This is a genomic window from Streptomyces sp. NPDC002306 (assembly GCF_053593435.1).
Genome location: NZ_JBSFCK010000001.1, coordinates 374,428 through 389,913 on the forward strand (window position 1 = coordinate 374,428; position 15,486 = coordinate 389,913).

Genomic DNA, 15,486 nt, shown 5'->3' on the forward strand with positions numbered 1-15,486 from the left:
GAGGTCCTGGGAACCCGCGGGCGCGGCTCACTCGCCACGCCGCGGGGGTCCGCCGGACGGGCCCTGCCGCCGGGGCGGTGCCGTGCGGTGGACGCTGCGCACGGCGGCGACGTCGGCGGGGACCGCCGGGGCCGGGAGATGGGCGCTGAGCGCGTCCAGGCGGCGTTTGACGCTGGCGGCGATGCCCTGGCCGAGCACGAAGCGGGTGGCCGTGGCGGCGCGGGGCGCGGTGTCGAGGAGGCGGTGCGCCTCACGGCTGCGCATCCCGGTGTGGGTGAGCACCAGATGGGTGAGGCGGTGCTCGGCGGCCGTGAGGGCGTGGGCGATGGTCTCGGCGGCCGTCAGGTCGACCTGGTTGTCCGCGGCGCCGAGCACGGCCGCCGCCCGTACCCGGCCGAGGTCCAGCAGGGTGACGCCGGCCGTGGCCGCGGCGGTGACCAGCCGGGCCGCGGCCCGCGGGCCGATGCCGTTGCTGGCCGCGGCCAGCCGGGCGAGCCGCCCGTAGGGCGCCCGCTCCAGGGCGTCGGCGAGCAGCAGCGCGCCCGCGTCGTCCAACCGTGCGGCGGACACGTACAGTTCGTCGACCGCGCCCGCGGCGACCACGGCGGCGAGGGCGCGGGCCCCCGCCTCGCCGAGCGGGTTGCCGCCGACGAAGAGCCGTTCGACGCGCCGTCCGTTGCCGGCGGCGGCGAGCAGCGCGTCCGCGAGGACGGCGACGCCCGCCGGGTCGAGCCCGGTCTGGACGAGGTCGAGGGTGCGCAGCGACCGCGCGGAGTCGAGGAGTTCGGCGGCGGCCCCGCCCGCTCCGCTGCCGAGGGGGTTGCGCTTGAGCCACACGCCGGTGACGACCTGCGGTGAGGCGCGCAGGTGGTCGGCGATCCGGCAGGCGCCGCCCGCGGTGATCCCGTTGCAGCCCAGGTAGAGGGTCTCGACGTGCCCGCTCGCCCCCGCGACGGCGGCGGCACCGTCGTCGCCGAGCGCGTCGGTACCGAGCAGCAGATGCCGTACGGGCGAGGGTCCCTGGCCGAGGGCCTCGGCCACCAGGGCGGCGCCCGCCGCGCCCAGCGCCTGCTTGCAGAGGTCGAGCCGGCCGTCGGGCAGCGCCGTGCCGGCCGTGAAGTCCAGTCGCTCCCCGGCGGGGCGGCCGGCCCGCAACCAGTCCAGGAGCGGGGCGAGTTCGGCCGGTGGACGGGGTACGACGGGCGGTACTCCGGCGAAGCCGTCCGCCGGCCGGTCCGGTCGCCCGCTCACCATTGCGCCTCCCGGTAGTCCTTCAGGAACACCCCGGACAGCGGCTGCCCGGCCTCGCCCCGCACGATCGGGTCGTACACCCGGGCCGCCCCGTCCACGATGTCCAGCGGGGTGCGGAACCCCGCGCGGGCCATCCGCTCCTTCTTCGGCGCCGGGTTCTCGTCGGTGATCCAGCCGGTGTCGACGGCGCACATGTGCACGCCCTGCTCGGCGAGTTCGGCGGCGCTGGTGCGGGTGAGCATGTTGAGGGCGGCCTTGGCCATGTTGGTGTGCGGATGGCCGGCGGTCTTGTTGCGCGCGGCGAAACGGCCCTCGACGGCGGTGACGTTGACGACATAGCGACGCGGGTGCGGGGCGGCGAGCAGCAGTGGCAGCAGCCGGTCGCACAGCAGCGCGGGGGCGAGGGCGTTGACGAGCTGGGTCTCCAGCACCTCGGCCGGGTCCAGCGCGCCGAGCCGGGCCGACCAGGAGTTCTCCGGTGCCGGGTCGGGCAGCAGCCCGGCCTCGTCGGCCTCCCGCAGGGCGGCGGGCAGCACGGCCGCCGAGCCCTCCAGCATCCGCATCGGGCGAAAGCCCGGCGCCTGCCGGGCCCCTTCGGGCAGGCCGTCGTACTCGGCGCCGGCCAGCAGCGCGTACGACTGCGGCGGGCGGCGCACGGTCTGCGCCGCGTTGTTGACCAGGATGTCCAGCGGGTCGCCCGCCCGGCGCAGTTCCTCGCACAGCCCCAGCACCTGGCGCGGGTCACGCAGGTCGACGGCGACCACGGTGAGCCGGTCCAGCCATGCCGCGCTGCCGGGCGCGGCCCGGAAACGGCGCATGGTGTCGTGCGGGAAACGGGAGGTGACGAGCAGCTGCGCGCCGTCGCGCAGCATCATCAGCGCCAGCTGGAAGCCGATCTTCACCCGGCCGCCGGTGAGCAGCACCCGACGGCCGTTCAGGTCGGTGCTCAGGTCACGGCGGGCCGTGTTGTCGGCGGCGCAGCGCGGACACAGCCGGTGGTAGAAGGAGTCGACCTGGCGATAGGACGACTTGCAGACGTAGCAGGTGCGCGGGCGGCGCAGGGTGCCACCGGTGCCGGGTACGGCCAGGGGCGCGTCCTCCCGGCGGTCGGTGGCGCCGGTCGCGGTGGCCGCCATGGTCGCGGCGTCGGAGGCCGAGATGTCGGCGCCGCGGGTCTTGCGGCGCCGCAGGCGTCCGTCACGGGCGAAGGACGCGGCGACCTGTTCCGCCCGCAGGCGTACGGGGTCGTCGACGGGCAGGTCGCGCAGTCTGCCGACGGTCCGGTGGAAGGCCGCCAGCTCCGCCTCGGTGATCGACTCGCCCATCCGCCCCGCCCGCCCCGTGTCCGCCGCGCCGTGGTCCCGACCGGATTCGAACCGGCGTATCCACCCTGACAAGGTGGCGAGTCTGCCTCTGCTCTACGGGACCGCGTACGCATCCGGACGGCCGCGTGCGGACCGGCGTGATCCGCCCACAGCGGGCGTGCGCCTGACGCGGCGCCACGTCCGGACGCGCCCCCGGATCCTAGCCGCAGTCATGTCGGCCCGGCGTCCGGATTTCGTGGCGGATCCGACGTCCGGACGTCAGTGGGACGTGCGCCTGAGCTGCAACCGTTCCTTCTCGGACAGGCCGCCCCAGACGCCGAAGCGTTCGTCGTGGGCGAGGGCGTAGTCGAGGCAGGCGGAGCGCATCTCGCACATGCCGCAGATGAGCTTCGCCTCACGCACCGAGCTGCCGGGCTCGGGAAAGAAGAATTCGGCCCCGGTCTCCGCGCAGAGGGCCTGGGACTGCCAGGCGAGATCGGGTGTGGCGGTGGTGTCGGTGTGCATGGCCAGGATCGTGCCGGGCGGCGAAAAACGTTCGATCAACGCGGGATCAACGCCGCCGTTCAGCGCCTCCGGCCGCCCGATGATGCCCCCTCGGCACACCGCCGCGCACGGCGGCGCGCGGGGCGGGGAGGAACAATCGGTACGAGCGCGGTCACGCTCCGGCAGCGCCTGTCAGTGGGCGGTGCGAGACTCGGCAGTGCACGCAACGGGACCCCGTCAAGGAGGGCTCACATGCTCACCACCCGGTTCGTCACCGGCTCCCCCAACTGGATCGACCTCGGCACACCCGACATCGAGGGCGCCACCGCGTTCTACCAGGCTCTCTTCGGCTGGCGGTTCCAGTCGGCGGGACCCGACGCCGGCGGCTACGGCTTCTTCCAGCTGGACGGGAGGACCGCGGCCGGAGGCATGCAGACCACGCCGGACCAGGGGCCGCCGTCCTGGAACGTGTACTTCCAGAGCCCCGACGCGGAGTCCACCGCGAAGACGGCCGAGCAGGCGCACGGCAGCGTGTTCGTCCAGCCGATGGACGTCATGGGCAAGGGCCACATGGCGATCCTCGCCGACCAGGCGGGGGCGGCGTTCGGCATCTGGCAGCCGGGCCGGACCAAGGGCGTGGACGTGGCGAACGAGCCGGGCTCGCTGTGCTGGGTCGAGCTGTACACGCCGGACATCGCGGCGGCGGCCGCCTTCTACCACAAGGTGCTCGGACACGAGACCTCGGCCGCGCCCTTCCCCGGCGGCACCTATACGTGCGTCAACCCCGCCGACGAGGACCAGGACGCCATGTTCGGCGGCCTGGTCCCGCTGGCCGACGACCCGACGGAGGCGGCCGGTGGCCCGTACTGGCTGCCGTACTTCGAGGTCACCGACACGGACGCGGCCGTCGCGAAGGCGCGGGAGCTGGGCGGCACGGTCCGTATGCCCGCCACGGACGTGCCGGACGTGGGCCGCGTCGCCCGGCTCGCCGACCCGTCCGGAGCCCGCTTCGCGGTGATCAGGAGCGCGCCCCGGCAGACGTGAGCCGGGCGGACGTAGGCCCGGAGGCCGTGAGCACGGTCGTGGGCGCGTCGGTCGTCGCAAGCCCGGCGCACACGGGCCCGGTGGGTCGGTCGCGAGCCGGGCGGGCGGGCGGGCGGCAGGTCCTAGGCGGAGGCGCGGCGCACCAGGGTCGTCGGCAGCACGACGGCGTCCGGTGCGCCCTCCTCGGCCCGGCCGGCGGTGCCGCGGTCGAGGCGGCGCAGCAGGAGGCGGGCCATCAACCGGCCCATCTCCTCGATGTCCTGACGGATCGTGGTGAGCGGCGGGTCGGTCTGTTCGGCGACGGGCAGCATGTCGTCGAAACCGATCACGGCGACGTCCTCGGGCACGCGCCGGCCGCGTTCGCGCAGCACCCGCAGGGCGCCGGACGCGGTGAGGTCGTTGGCGGCGAACACGGCGTCCAGGTCGGGGCGGCGGTCGAGGAGTTCACGCATCGCGCGCTCGCCGCCGGCCGGGGTGAAGTCGCTCTCGACGACGAGCGCCGGGTCGGCGTCCCCCATGACGTCCCGGAACCCGTCGAGCCGGTCCACCGCGGACGTCTGGTCGAGGGCCCCGGCGATGTGGGCGATCCGGGTGCGGCCGAGCCCGACGAGGTGGCGCACGGCCTCGCGGGCGCCGCCGCGGTTGTCGCTGTCGACGTACACGGGACCGGGCGTCCCGTCGCTCCAGTCGGGGCGGCCGCCGAACACGGTCGGCACTCCGGCGCCCTGGATCAGTCCGGGCAGTGGGTCGTCGAGGTGCAGCGAGAACACCAGGGCGCCGTCGACATGGCCCCCGGCGAGATAGCGGCCGACACGGACATGGTCGTCGCGGCCCTCGGTGAGCAGCAGGACGAGCTGGCTGTCGTGAGCCGTCAGTTCCTTGCTGATGCCGCGCAGTTGCAGCGCGAAGAAGGGGTCGGCGAAGACCCGGGTCTCCGGTTCGGCGATGACGACGGCGATCGCGTCGTGCCGCCTGGTCACCAGGCTGCGCGCGGCCTGGTTGGGGACGTAGCCGAGTTCCTCCACCGCGCGCCGCACCCGCTCGACGAGGGGTTCCCGCACCCCGTCGCCGCCGTTGACCACCCGGGAGACGGTGGCCCGGGACACACCGGCCCGCGCGGCCACGGCCTCCAGCGTGGGACGGGCGGCGGTCTCGGTCACTTCGGGGCTCCTCACCGGCGGTTGCGGCTCAGGATAGCCCCGGCCCGCGAACGCCCGTGAGCGCGCTCCCGCCTCCGACCTGCGCCTCCCGCGCCCGCGTCACGACCGGTCCTCGCGGTCACCGGAGGCCTTGGACGCCTTGGAACCCCTGGAAGCCTTGGAGTCCCTGGAGTCGTCGGAGCCGTCGCGGTCGCCGGAGTCCTTCGTGTCCGGCGGTGAGGCCGGCGCACCCTCCTCCCGTCGCGCGCGGCTCGGCTGCACCCGCTTGGGCTCTCCCGGCATCTTCGGGTACTCCGGTGGATACGGCAGATCACCGAGCCCGTGGTCGCGTTCGTCCTTCGCCGCCAGGTCGAGCAGCGCGTCGAGGGAGAAGGCGTGGTCGTCCATGTCGGCGTGGACGTCACCGAGTTCGGCGAAGCGCGCGGGCATCGTCGCGAGGTCGAAGTCCTGGGGGCGCGCGCTGTCCACCTCCTCCCAGCGCAGGGGGGCGGAGACGGGGGCGTGCGGGCGGGGCCGTACCGAGTAGGCGGAGGCGATCGTGCGGTCGCGCGCCGTCTGGTTGTAGTCCACGAAGATCCGCTCCCCCCGCTCCTCCTTCCACCACTTGGTCGTCACCCGGTCCGGCATCCGGCGCTCCAGCTCCCGCCCGGCCGCGATCGCGGCCCGGCGGACCTGGGTGAAGGTCCAGCGGGGTGCGATGGGGACGAAGACGTGCAGGCCACGGCCGCCGGACGTTTTGGGCCAGCCGCGCAGGCCGCCGAACTCGTCGAGGACGGCGCGCAGTTCGTGGGCGGCGCGGACGGCGTCGTCGTAGTCGGTGCCGGGCTGCGGATCGAGGTCGATACGGAGTTCGTCGGGGCTGTCGACGTCGTCGGCGCGCACCGGCCAGGGGTGGAAGGTGAGGGTGCCGTACTGCGCAGCCCACAGGACGGCCGCCTCCTCGGTGGGACACATCTCGTCGGCACTGCGTCCGCTGGGAAAGGTGATGTGGGCCGTCGGGATCCAGTCGGGCATGTTCTTCGGCGCGCGCTTCTGGAAGAAGGACTCGCCGGTCACCCCGTCGGGGTAGCGCTCCAGGGTGGTGGGGCGGTTGCGCAGGGCACGCAGGATGCCGGGGGCGACGGCCCGGTAGTACTCGGCGAGGTCCAGCTTCGTGAAGCCGCGCTCCGGGAAGAAGATCTTGCCGGGGCTGGACAGCCGTACGGTCCGGCCGCCCGCTTCCAGTTCCACCGCGTCACCCATGCGGCCACCGTAGGCCTCCCGCGGATACCTCGCACACCGGGCGTGAGCGAACGTATGCGAGAAGAATGGGCCCATGGATCTGCCTGTCATGCCGCCCGTGAAGCCGATGCTCGCCAAGTCGGTGGCGAGCATTCCGCCGGACATGCAGTACGAGGCGAAGTGGGACGGCTTCCGGGCGGTGGTGTTCCGCGACGGACCCGAGGTCGAGCTCGGCAGCCGCACCGGCAAGACACTGACCAGGTACTTTCCCGAGCTGGTCGAGGCGTTGGCGGAGCGGCTGCCCGAGCGGTGCGTACTGGACGGGGAGATCGTGATCGCGCGCGAGGGCCGGCTCGACTTCGACGCGCTCACCGAACGCATCCATCCGGCCGCCTCCCGGGTGCGGACACTCGCCGAGCGGACCCCGGCGTCCTTCGTCGCCTTCGACCTGCTGGCGCTCGCCGACGAGTCACTGCTCGACGTGCCGCTCAGCGACCGTAGGGCGCTGTTGGACACGGCGTTGTCCGGAGTGACGGCGCCCGTGCACCTGGCCCCGGCGACCACGGACATCGAGGTGGCGCGGCAGTGGTTCGAGCAGTACGAGGGGGCGGGCCTGGACGGGGTCATCGCCAAGCCGCTCACACTGCGCTATCTCCAGAACGAGCGGGCGATGTTCAAGATCAAGCACGAGCGGACGGCGGACGTGGTCGTCGCCGGTTACCGCTTCCACAAGAGCGGTCCCGTCGTGGGCTCCCTGCTGCTGGGCCTGTACGACGAGCACGGCGCCCTTCAGCACGTCGGGGTGTCCGCCGCCTTCGCCATGAAGCGGCGGGCCGAGCTGGTGGCGGAGCTGGAGCCGCTGCGCATGGCGGACGCCGAGGGCCATCCGTGGGCCGCCTGGTCGGACGAGGCGGCCCATGAGAGCGCCCGGCTGCCGGGCGCGCCCAGCCGCTGGTCGGGCAAGAAGGACCTGTCCTGGGTGCCGCTGCGGCCGGAGCGGGTGGCCGAGGTGGCGTACGACCACATGGAGAACGGAGCCCGTTTCCGGCACACGGCGCGCTTCCGCCGCTGGCGCCCGGACCGCACGCCGGAGAGCTGCACGTACGCGCAACTGGAGGAGCCGGTGCGCTACGACCTCACGGAGATCCTCGGCTCTCCGGGCTGACCGGACTTCGCGGGCGCTTGGTCACGGGCGCGGTGGAGCACCAGTGCATGATGATCACGGGTGCATGAGGATCTTCACTGCGCCGTCCTGCTTGCGCTGGAACATCTCGTAGGCGTGCGCCGCCTCGCTCAGCGGCAGCCGGTGGGTGGCGAAGTCGTCGACGCCCAGCGGGTCCTCGTCCGACAGGTACGGCAGGATCTCGTCGACCCAGCGGCGCACGTTGGCCTGGCCCATCCGGATCTGGATCTGCTTGTCGAACAGGGTGAGCATGGGGATCGGGTCGGACGTGCCGCCGTACACGCCCACGATCGAGATCGTGCCGCCGCGGCGGACGAGTTCGATGGCGGTGTGGAAGGCCGCGAGCCGGTCCACGCTGAAGTGGTCCGCGAGCGGGCCGCTCACCTTCCGGGGCAGCAGGGTCGTGGCCTGCTGGGCGAGCCGGGCGGCGGCGCTGCCGTGCGCCTCCGTGCCCACCGCGTCGATGACGGCGTCGGGACCGCGGCCGTCGGTCCGGTCGCGGATCGCGGTGAGCAGTTCCTTCTCGCTGTCGAAATCCCTGAGGTCGAACGTCTCGACACCGCGCTCGCGGGCCCGGCGCAGCCGCTCCGTGACCAGGTCCACGCCGAACACCCGTCCGGCCCCGCGCACCTGGGCGACCCGGCAGGCCATCTCACCGATGGGCCCGAGCCCGAGCACGGCGACGTCGGCCCCCGGCTTGAGGCCGGCGTAGGCGACCGCCTGCCACGCGGTGGGCAGGACGTCGGACAGGTAGACGAAGCGGTCGTCCGGCGGCCCTTCCGGCAGCTTGACGGGTCCGAACTGCGCCTGCGGTACGCGCAGATACTCGGCCTGGGCCCCCGGCACCGCGCCGTAGAGGCGGGTGTAGCCGAACAGGGCGGCGCCCATGTGCTCACCGGTGACCTGCGTGGTCTCGCACTGGGTCGGGAGCCCTTCGAGGCACATCCAGCAGTTGCCGCAGGCGATCTGGAACGGCACCACGACCCGGTCGCCGGCCATCAGGTCGGGTACTCCCGCGCCGACCTCCTCGACGATACCGATGGGTTCGTGGCCGAGGATGTCGCCCGGTGTCATGAACGGCGTGAGGACCTCGTAGAGATGCAGGTCGGAACCGCACAGTCCGGTGGAGGTGATGCGGATGACGGCATCCGTCGGTTCCTGGATCGTCGGGTCGGGCACGTCCTCCACGCGCACGTCCCGCTTGCCCTGCCACGTCACTGCCTTCATCGCGTAGCGCTCCCTCCGGCACACCGCGGAGTCTCCGCCCGGTGCGTGGCGCCCGGGTACCCGTGGGGCACACACCGAACCGCGGCCGGCCCGCGGGCGGCGGCGCGCTACCGGGCGCCCTCGTCGAACGGCGGGACCAGCACCAGCTGATCCGCGATCCAGGGGTCGGCCGGTGCCAGTTGGCCGGCGACCCAGGGGTCGGAGCGGACGTCCGCCGCTTCCCGCCCGTCCGCGGACCCGTGAGCGTCGTACACGCTCGCGTGTCCACGGTGGTTGCGGCCGTCGAGCCGGAGTCCGTGCGGGCCGCCGTCACGACCGTGATGACCGCCGCCATGGCCGTGATGACCGCCACCGTGGCCGTGACGCCCGTGGTGGGCGCTGACGGACCGTACGTCCTCGGCCACTGACTGCCGGGCGAGGGTGGGCCCGGCTGTCTGCGGCGCGGCGGTCGCGAAGCTGCCCGAGCCGAGGAGCGCAGCTCCGACGACCGCGACGGAAAGGCCCGCGGTCGTGAGACGCCTCATGAGCTTCTGCATGGTCTTCCCTCCTTGCGCAGCCCCTTCGGTGCGGGACTGCGAGCGGTGAAATCTGGCCGTTGTTCCGGCGGTGTTCAACCTACGTACACCAGAGTGGTTGAACAATAAACAAATACGGTGAAGAGGGTCACCCGGACGTCCGGGAATAGGCCGCCCCGGCCGAGCGGTCCGACCGGCGGGCCGACCGGGCGGCCCGACCAGGCGGCCCGACCGGACAGATCGGCTGGGCCGATCGGCTCAGCCGGCGCGCGCAAACAGGATCGAGCGGGTAGACGCACCGATGAACCTATAAGCGCACGATCAACGGCACGGGACTTGGTGGCAACGGTGGGCATGGGACGAAGAGGGCGCACGCGGCGTACCGCGTCGACGACGGCGCTGCTGGCCGCCACGGTGGCGGCCGCCCTGGTGGCGGGCTGCTCGGCATCGCACGCCCCGTCCGACGACGGGCGGGGCCGTGGGCAGGAACCGGCACGGAGCACACCGCCCGCATCGAACACACCGACCGGGTCCGCGAGCCCGTCGCAGCCGGGCAACAGCGGTCCGGTGCTCGCCGTGAAGATCGACAATGTGGGCGCGGCCCGGCCGCAGAAGGGCCTGAGCGCCGCGGACGTCGTGTACGTCGAGCAGGTCGAGGGCGGGCTGAGCCGGCTGATGGCGGTGTACGCCACCCGGCTGCCTGACGTCGTCGGTCCGGTGCGCAGTGCCCGCGAGTCCGACCTGGAACTGCTGGGCCAGTTCGACCGGCCGACGCTCGCGTTCTCCGGTGCGCAGGGCAAGCTGCTGCCGCTGATCGACGACGCGCCGCTGCGCGCGGAGCCGCCCGGCAAGGTGTCCGGCGCCTACTTCCGCGGCACCGACCATCTCGCGCCGCACAACCTGTATCTCCGGCCGGAGCGGCTGGTCCGCTCCGCTCCGGGTCCGGACGCGCTGACCACGGGTTACCACTACGGCGCCGCACCCGAGGGCGGCCGGCCGAGCAGCACGCGCACGGTCCGCTTCCCCTCCGCCCGCTTCACCTTCACCTGGTCCGCCGACCGGCACCGCTGGCTGGTCTCCCAGGACGGGACGCCGACGGTGACCGACGGCGGCAGGCGGGTGGCGCCGGCGACGGTCGTCGTGCAGTACGTGAAGATCCACAAGTCCGCCTACCACGACGTCCTCGGCAACTACACGCCGTACACCGAGACGGTGGGCTCCGGGAAGGCGCAGGTGCTGCGCGACGGGCGGGCCTACGACGTCCACTGGAAGCGGTCGACGGCCGCCGACGGCACCACGTTCACGACCGGGGACGGCTCACCGGTGAACTTCGCGAAGGGCCAGGTGTGGGTGGTGCTCGCAAAGGCGTGAGGGTGTGAAGGCGTTAGGGCGTGTGGGCGTGGAAGCGTGACGTGATGCGGCGTACGACCTGAAGGCGTGAGGACGCGATCAGCTCTGGCCGGACAAGGGGCGCGCCGGGTCGCGCAGTTCCTCGGCCGCGTCCGAGACCCGGCGGATCAGTTCGAGGAACCGGGTCTGCTCCTCGGCGGAGAGCGGCGCCAGGAAGACCTGGTTCATCCGGGCCGTGCGGACGGTCAGTCTGCGGTGGGCGCGCAGGCCGTCGTCCGTCAGCCGCAGCAGGAAGCGGCGGCCGTCCTGGGGGTCGCGGACCTTGTCCAGCAGTGCGCGCCGGCCGAGCCGGCTGATCACCTCGGCGATGGTGGACCGGTCCAGCCCGACCCGCTCCCCCACCGTCCGCTGGTCGAGGCCCGGTTCGGCGACGAGCGCGTTGAGCACCGCGAACTGCGGCGAGGTGATCTCCTCGGAGACCATCGCGTTCCACAGCAGGTGGTGCGCCTGCTGGAGCCGCCGGGCCAGGTGCCCGGGATGGGTGGTCAGGTCCACCGCGGCCATGCGCGCTCACGCTCCCGTGGTCGTCGTCCGGGGTTCGGATCAGTTCGTGCACTGAACAATACCGGGACGCGGCCCGGCCTTCTCGCGGACGGGCATACGGGCTGCGCGACCTGGAACCTTACGGACCAAGGCATTTCCTCAAGTCTTGACGCCCGACGGCGCCGGTGGCAGCGTGAGGGACGACTCGCCGAAATACTCAGTGCCCTGACTGATGTGCGATCAGGAGACTCGGCCCCGATCCGCCGTCCGGGCCCCGCCAGGATCCGCCCCGGACCGCCAGGAACCCACCGGAACCGCTAGGAACCCCATGGCTCTCACCCAGCAGGACATCGACCGGGAGATCGCGGCCGAGCACGCCGCGTACGAGAAGCGGGTCGCCGACGGCGGTCCCGTCGAACACCACCCACGACGCGGCTACGCCCCCTACCGTTCCTCGGTGCTGCGTCACCCGAGACAGCCGCCGGTCACCATCGATGTCTCCCAGGACCCGGAACTGGTGGAACTCTCCTCCCCCGCGTTCGGCGAGCGGGACATCGCCGAGGTCGACAACGACCTCACCCGGCACCACCAGGGGGCACCGATCGGCGAGCGGATCACCGTCTCCGGCCGGCTGCTGGACCGCGCCGGGCGCCCGGTGCGCGGCCAGCTGGTGGAGATCTGGCAGGCGAACTCGGCCGGCCGCTACGCCCACCGGCGTGAGCAGCACGACGCCCCGCTGGACCCCCACTTCACCGGCGTGGGCCGCACCCTCACCGACGCCCACGGCCACTACCGCTTCACCACGATCCAGCCGGGCCCCTACCCGTGGCGCAACCACGTCAACGCCTGGCGCCCGGCCCACATCCACTTCTCGGTGTTCGGCGCGGCGTTCACCCAGCGGCTGGTGACGCAGATGTACTTCCCGAACGACCCGCTCTTCGCCTACGACCCGATCCTCCAGTCGGTGACGGACGACGCCGCCCGGCGGCGCCTGATCGCCGACTACGACCACGGTCTGTCCGTGCCGGAGTTCTCGCTCGGCTACCACTGGGACATCGTGCTCGACGGACCGCACGCCACTTGGATCGAAGAGGGACGCTGACCCGCCATGACCGAGACCGAGACGAGCGGCCCGCGGAACGTGCCGCCCACCCCGTCGCACACGGTCGGCCCGTTCTACGGATACGCGCTGCCGTTCCCCGGCGGCGGCGACATCGCGCCGATCGGCCACCCGGACACGGTCACCCTTCAGGGGTACGTGTACGACGGGGAGGGCCGGCCGCTGCCCGACGCCCTCGTGGAGCTGTGGGGCGCCGCTCCGGACGGCACCGTGCCACGGGTGGACGGCTCGATCCGGCGCGATCCCGCGACCGGCGGCCATCTCGGCCGCAACGGCGTGCAGTTCACCGGCTGGGGCCGCGTCCAGACCGACGCCGACGGACACTGGTACGCCCGCACCCTGCGCCCCGGCGCACGCGGACACAGCGCGCCGTACCTCAGCGTGTGCCTCTTCGCCCGCGGGCTGCTCGTGCACCTGTTCACCCGCATCTACCTGCCGGGCGACGAGACGGCGCTCGCGGCCGACCCGCTGCTCGCGCGGCTGGCGGCGGAGCGCCGCGACACGCTGATCGCCCGGGACGGCGGCGACGGCACGTACCGTTTCGACATCCGCCTTCAGGGCGAAGGCGAGACGGTCTTCCTGGAGTTCCAGTGACACCTGCCGAACCCGACACCGGTCTGCTCGCCCCCGGCTGGGCGGGCTCCGACGCCGCCGCCGCGACCACCGACACCGCCTATCTGCGGGCGCTGCTGGACGCGGAGGCCGCGCTGACCCGCGCGCAGGCCGCGCTGGGGCTGGCCCCGGCCGCGGCCGGGGCCGCGGTGACCGAGGCGGCCGACGGCGCCGGCTTCGACGTACGCGATCTCGCGGCGCGCGCCCGCGGCGGCGGGAACCCGGTCATCCCGCTGGTCGCCGAGCTGACGACGGCGGTCGGCGCGGAGTACGGCCCCTACGTCCACCGGGGTGCGACCAGCCAGGACATCATGGACACCGCGACGATGCTGGTCGCCCGGCGCACGCTCGGCCCGGTCCTCGCCGACCTCGACCGCACGCAGCGGGCGCTGGCCGGGCTGGCGGCCGCCCACCGCGACACCGTGATGCCGGGCCGGACGCTCACCCAGCACGCCGTGCCCACGACGTTCGGGCTGAAGGCGGCCGGCTGGCGGTCGCTGGTGCTCGACGCGCGGGACCGGCTGACGGCCGTACGGGACGGACTGCCCGCGCAACTCGGCGGCGCGGCGGGGACGCTGGCCGCCTTCTCGGTGTACGGCGCCGACGACGCCCTCGCCCTGCCCGCCGCCTATGCCCGCGAACTCGGCCTCAGGGAACCGGTGTTGCCCTGGCACACGCTCCGTACCCCGATCGCCGACCTCGCGTCGGGCCTGGCCTTCACGGCCGGGGCGCTCGGCAAGACGGCGGTGGACGTGCTCACCCTGGCCCGCACCGAGATCGGTGAGGTCGCGGAGGGCGACGGCGGGGGTTCCTCGGCCATGCCGCACAAGGCCAATCCCGTACGGGCCACCCTGATCGCCGCGGCGGCCCGGCGGGCGCCGCAGCTCGCGGCCACGCTCCACGGGTCGATGGCCGCGGAGGACGAGCGGCCGGCCGGCGCCTGGCACGCCGAGTGGGAGCCGCTGCGTGAGCTGCTGCGGCTGGTCGGGGGTGCCGCCCGGGACGCCGCCGAACTGGCCGGGGGTCTGCGGGTGCGTCCCGATGTCATGCGCGAACACCTCGGCCTGACGCGCGGGTCGATCGTGTCCGAGCGGCTGTCGGCCGAACTGGCCGACGTACTGGGCCGGTCCCGCGCCAGGGAACTCCTCACCGACCTGGCCGGGCGCTCGCACACCGAGGGTCGATCCCTGGCCGAACTTCTCGCCGAGGAGCCCGAGTTGAGGGCGGTCGACCTGACCGAGTCGACCGACCCCGCCCGTTACACGGGCTCCGCCGGAGCCCTCACCGACCGTGCCCTGGAGCGACGTTGACCGCCACTCTCCTCAACCACCTCACCGAGGGTCCCGCCTCCGCTCCCCCGCTGCTGCTCGGGCCGTCGCTCGGCACGTCGTACGCGCTGTGGGACCAGGTGGCCCCCGAGCTGTCCGTCAACCATCGGGTGGTCCGCTGGGACCTGCCCGGACACGGTGGTTCCGCACCGGATCTCATCGGTCCCGGCGCCACCGTCGGCGACCTGGCGGATCTGGTGCTCGCGCTCGCCGACTCGCTCGGCGTCGACCGGTTCGCGTACGCGGGCGTGTCGCTCGGCGGCGCGGTGGGACTGCAGCTCGCCCTGCACCACCCCGACCGGGTCTCCTCCCTCGCCGTCATCTGCGCGTCGGCGCACTTCAACGGCGCGAAGCCGTGGCGGGAGCGGGCCGCGCTGGTCCGGCGCGAGGGGCTGGCCGCACTGGCGAACGGCGCGGACGCCCGCTGGTTCACGCCCGGGTTCACCGTGCCGCGGCTGGTCCGGGACCACCGGGAGGCCGACCCGGCGGCGTACGCCGCGTGCTGTGACGCGCTGGCCGCGTTCGATCTGCGGGAGCGGCTCGGCGAGATCTCCCCGCGCACCCTGCTGGTCGCGGGCCGCCAGGACCCGGCGACCCCGCCCGCGCATCTGCGGGAGATCGCCGACGCGGTGCCGGACGCCACCCTCGTGGAACTGCCCGGCGCTTCGCACCTGGCGCCCGCGCAGTGCCCGCAGGCCGTGCTGACGGCGCTGCGGGCGCACCTCGACGGCGGTGTCCGGCGCGGGATGGCGGTACGGCGCGAGGTCCTCGGCGACGCGCACGTGGACCGCGCGCAGTCCCGGCAGACCCCGTTCACCGCGCGCTTCCAGGACTTCATCTCGCGCTACGCGTGGGGGGAGATCTGGACCGACCCGACGCTCAGCCGCCGCGAGCGCAGCATGATCACCCTGACGGCGCTGGTGGCACACGGCCACCACGACGAACTGGCCCTGCACGTAAGAGCGGCGCGGCGCAACGGGCTCACCCCCGAGGAGATCGGCGCGGTCCTGATGCAGTCGGCCGTGTACTGCGGGGTGCCGGCGGCGAACTCGGCCTTCGCGACGGCCCAGCGCGTACTGGCCGAGGAGGACGAGAGCCGGGAGTGACCCCAGCCCGTCCGCCGG

General features: G+C 73.5%; 15 protein-coding genes and 1 tRNA gene. 7 read left to right on the forward strand and 9 right to left on the reverse strand.

Annotated features, from left to right (window positions below; translation table 11 throughout):
- Window positions 1–27: 27 nt before the first annotated feature.
- From ACWCQK_RS01635 to ACWCQK_RS01650, 4 genes are all read right to left on the reverse strand, one after another.
- Window positions 28–1,254 carry a ribonuclease inhibitor gene (locus ACWCQK_RS01635; protein WP_451150682.1) on the reverse strand — a complete coding sequence of 409 codons (1,227 nt, stop codon included), beginning with the start codon at window positions 1,252–1,254 and terminating at the stop codon, window positions 28–30.
- Window positions 1,248–2,576: an SDR family oxidoreductase gene (locus ACWCQK_RS01640; RefSeq protein WP_451150684.1), complete on the reverse strand. Its 1,329-nt coding sequence runs from the start codon at window positions 2,574–2,576 to the stop codon at window positions 1,248–1,250. The genes ACWCQK_RS01635 and ACWCQK_RS01640 overlap by 7 nt, the downstream gene beginning before the upstream one ends.
- Window positions 2,577–2,607: 31 nt before the next feature.
- Window positions 2,608–2,679 (reverse strand) — tRNA-Asp (locus tag ACWCQK_RS01645).
- A 155-nt stretch (window positions 2,680–2,834) separates the two neighbouring features.
- Window positions 2,835–3,080 carry a WhiB family transcriptional regulator gene (locus tag ACWCQK_RS01650; RefSeq protein WP_451150686.1) on the reverse strand — a complete coding sequence of 82 codons (246 nt, stop codon included), beginning with the start codon at window positions 3,078–3,080 and terminating at the stop codon, window positions 2,835–2,837.
- Between the two features lie 231 nt (window positions 3,081–3,311).
- Between ACWCQK_RS01650 and ACWCQK_RS01655 the strand changes: the two genes are divergently transcribed.
- Window positions 3,312–4,103, forward strand: a complete 792-nt coding sequence (locus ACWCQK_RS01655) for a VOC family protein (RefSeq protein WP_451150688.1) — start codon at window positions 3,312–3,314, stop codon at window positions 4,101–4,103.
- A gap of 122 nt (window positions 4,104–4,225) precedes the next feature.
- Here ACWCQK_RS01655 and ACWCQK_RS01660 read toward each other — a convergent pair whose 3' ends face one another.
- Together ACWCQK_RS01660 and ligD are read right to left on the reverse strand one after the other, a co-directional pair.
- Entirely contained in the window at window positions 4,226–5,263 is a 1,038-nt protein-coding gene (locus ACWCQK_RS01660) for a LacI family DNA-binding transcriptional regulator (RefSeq protein WP_451150690.1), read from the reverse strand.
- A gap of 99 nt (window positions 5,264–5,362) precedes the next feature.
- Complete coding sequence (gene ligD / locus ACWCQK_RS01665; protein WP_451150692.1) at window positions 5,363–6,505, reverse strand: non-homologous end-joining DNA ligase; 1,143 nt, start codon at window positions 6,503–6,505, stop codon at window positions 5,363–5,365.
- A gap of 73 nt (window positions 6,506–6,578) precedes the next feature.
- Here ligD and ACWCQK_RS01670 point away from each other — a divergent pair, with 73 nt between their 5' ends.
- Window positions 6,579–7,649: an ATP-dependent DNA ligase gene (locus tag ACWCQK_RS01670; protein WP_451150694.1), complete on the forward strand. Its 1,071-nt coding sequence runs from the start codon at window positions 6,579–6,581 to the stop codon at window positions 7,647–7,649.
- A gap of 54 nt (window positions 7,650–7,703) precedes the next feature.
- Here ACWCQK_RS01670 and ACWCQK_RS01675 read toward each other — a convergent pair whose 3' ends face one another.
- Both ACWCQK_RS01675 and ACWCQK_RS01680 read right to left on the reverse strand, forming a co-directional pair.
- A complete protein-coding gene (locus ACWCQK_RS01675; protein WP_451150696.1) occupies window positions 7,704–8,894 on the reverse strand; it encodes a zinc-dependent alcohol dehydrogenase in 1,191 nt (396 codons plus the stop codon).
- Between the two features lie 107 nt (window positions 8,895–9,001).
- Window positions 9,002–9,430 (reverse strand): hypothetical protein, encoded by a 429-nt coding sequence (locus ACWCQK_RS01680; protein ID WP_451150698.1) that lies wholly within the window; start codon window positions 9,428–9,430, stop codon window positions 9,002–9,004.
- A gap of 333 nt (window positions 9,431–9,763) precedes the next feature.
- On the opposite strand from ACWCQK_RS01680, the gene ACWCQK_RS01685 reads away from it, so the two are divergent.
- Window positions 9,764–10,780, forward strand: a complete 1,017-nt coding sequence (locus ACWCQK_RS01685) for a DUF3048 domain-containing protein (protein ID WP_451150700.1) — start codon at window positions 9,764–9,766, stop codon at window positions 10,778–10,780.
- A 78-nt stretch (window positions 10,781–10,858) separates the two neighbouring features.
- Here ACWCQK_RS01685 and ACWCQK_RS01690 read toward each other — a convergent pair whose 3' ends face one another.
- A complete protein-coding gene (locus ACWCQK_RS01690; protein WP_451150702.1) occupies window positions 10,859–11,323 on the reverse strand; it encodes a MarR family winged helix-turn-helix transcriptional regulator in 465 nt (154 codons plus the stop codon).
- 307 nt (window positions 11,324–11,630) lie between these two features.
- Here ACWCQK_RS01690 and pcaH point away from each other — a divergent pair, with 307 nt between their 5' ends.
- The 4 genes from pcaH to pcaDC are packed head-to-tail and all read left to right on the forward strand — an operon-like array spanning window position 11,631 to window position 15,468.
- A complete protein-coding gene (gene pcaH / locus ACWCQK_RS01695) occupies window positions 11,631–12,404 on the forward strand; it encodes a protocatechuate 3,4-dioxygenase subunit beta (RefSeq protein WP_451150704.1) in 774 nt (257 codons plus the stop codon).
- A 6-nt stretch (window positions 12,405–12,410) separates the two neighbouring features.
- Entirely contained in the window at window positions 12,411–13,016 is a 606-nt protein-coding gene (gene pcaG, locus ACWCQK_RS01700) for a protocatechuate 3,4-dioxygenase subunit alpha (RefSeq protein WP_451150706.1), read from the forward strand.
- Window positions 13,013–14,344, forward strand: coding sequence for a 3-carboxy-cis,cis-muconate cycloisomerase (pcaB, locus tag ACWCQK_RS01705; RefSeq protein WP_451150708.1), 1,332 nt, complete (start codon window positions 13,013–13,015; stop codon window positions 14,342–14,344). Before pcaG ends, pcaB begins: the two co-directional genes overlap by 4 nt.
- A complete protein-coding gene (gene pcaDC / locus ACWCQK_RS01710) occupies window positions 14,341–15,468 on the forward strand; it encodes a bifunctional 3-oxoadipate enol-lactonase/4-carboxymuconolactone decarboxylase PcaDC (protein WP_451150710.1) in 1,128 nt (375 codons plus the stop codon). Before pcaB ends, pcaDC begins: the two co-directional genes overlap by 4 nt.
- The last annotated feature ends 18 nt before the right edge of the window (window positions 15,469–15,486 follow it).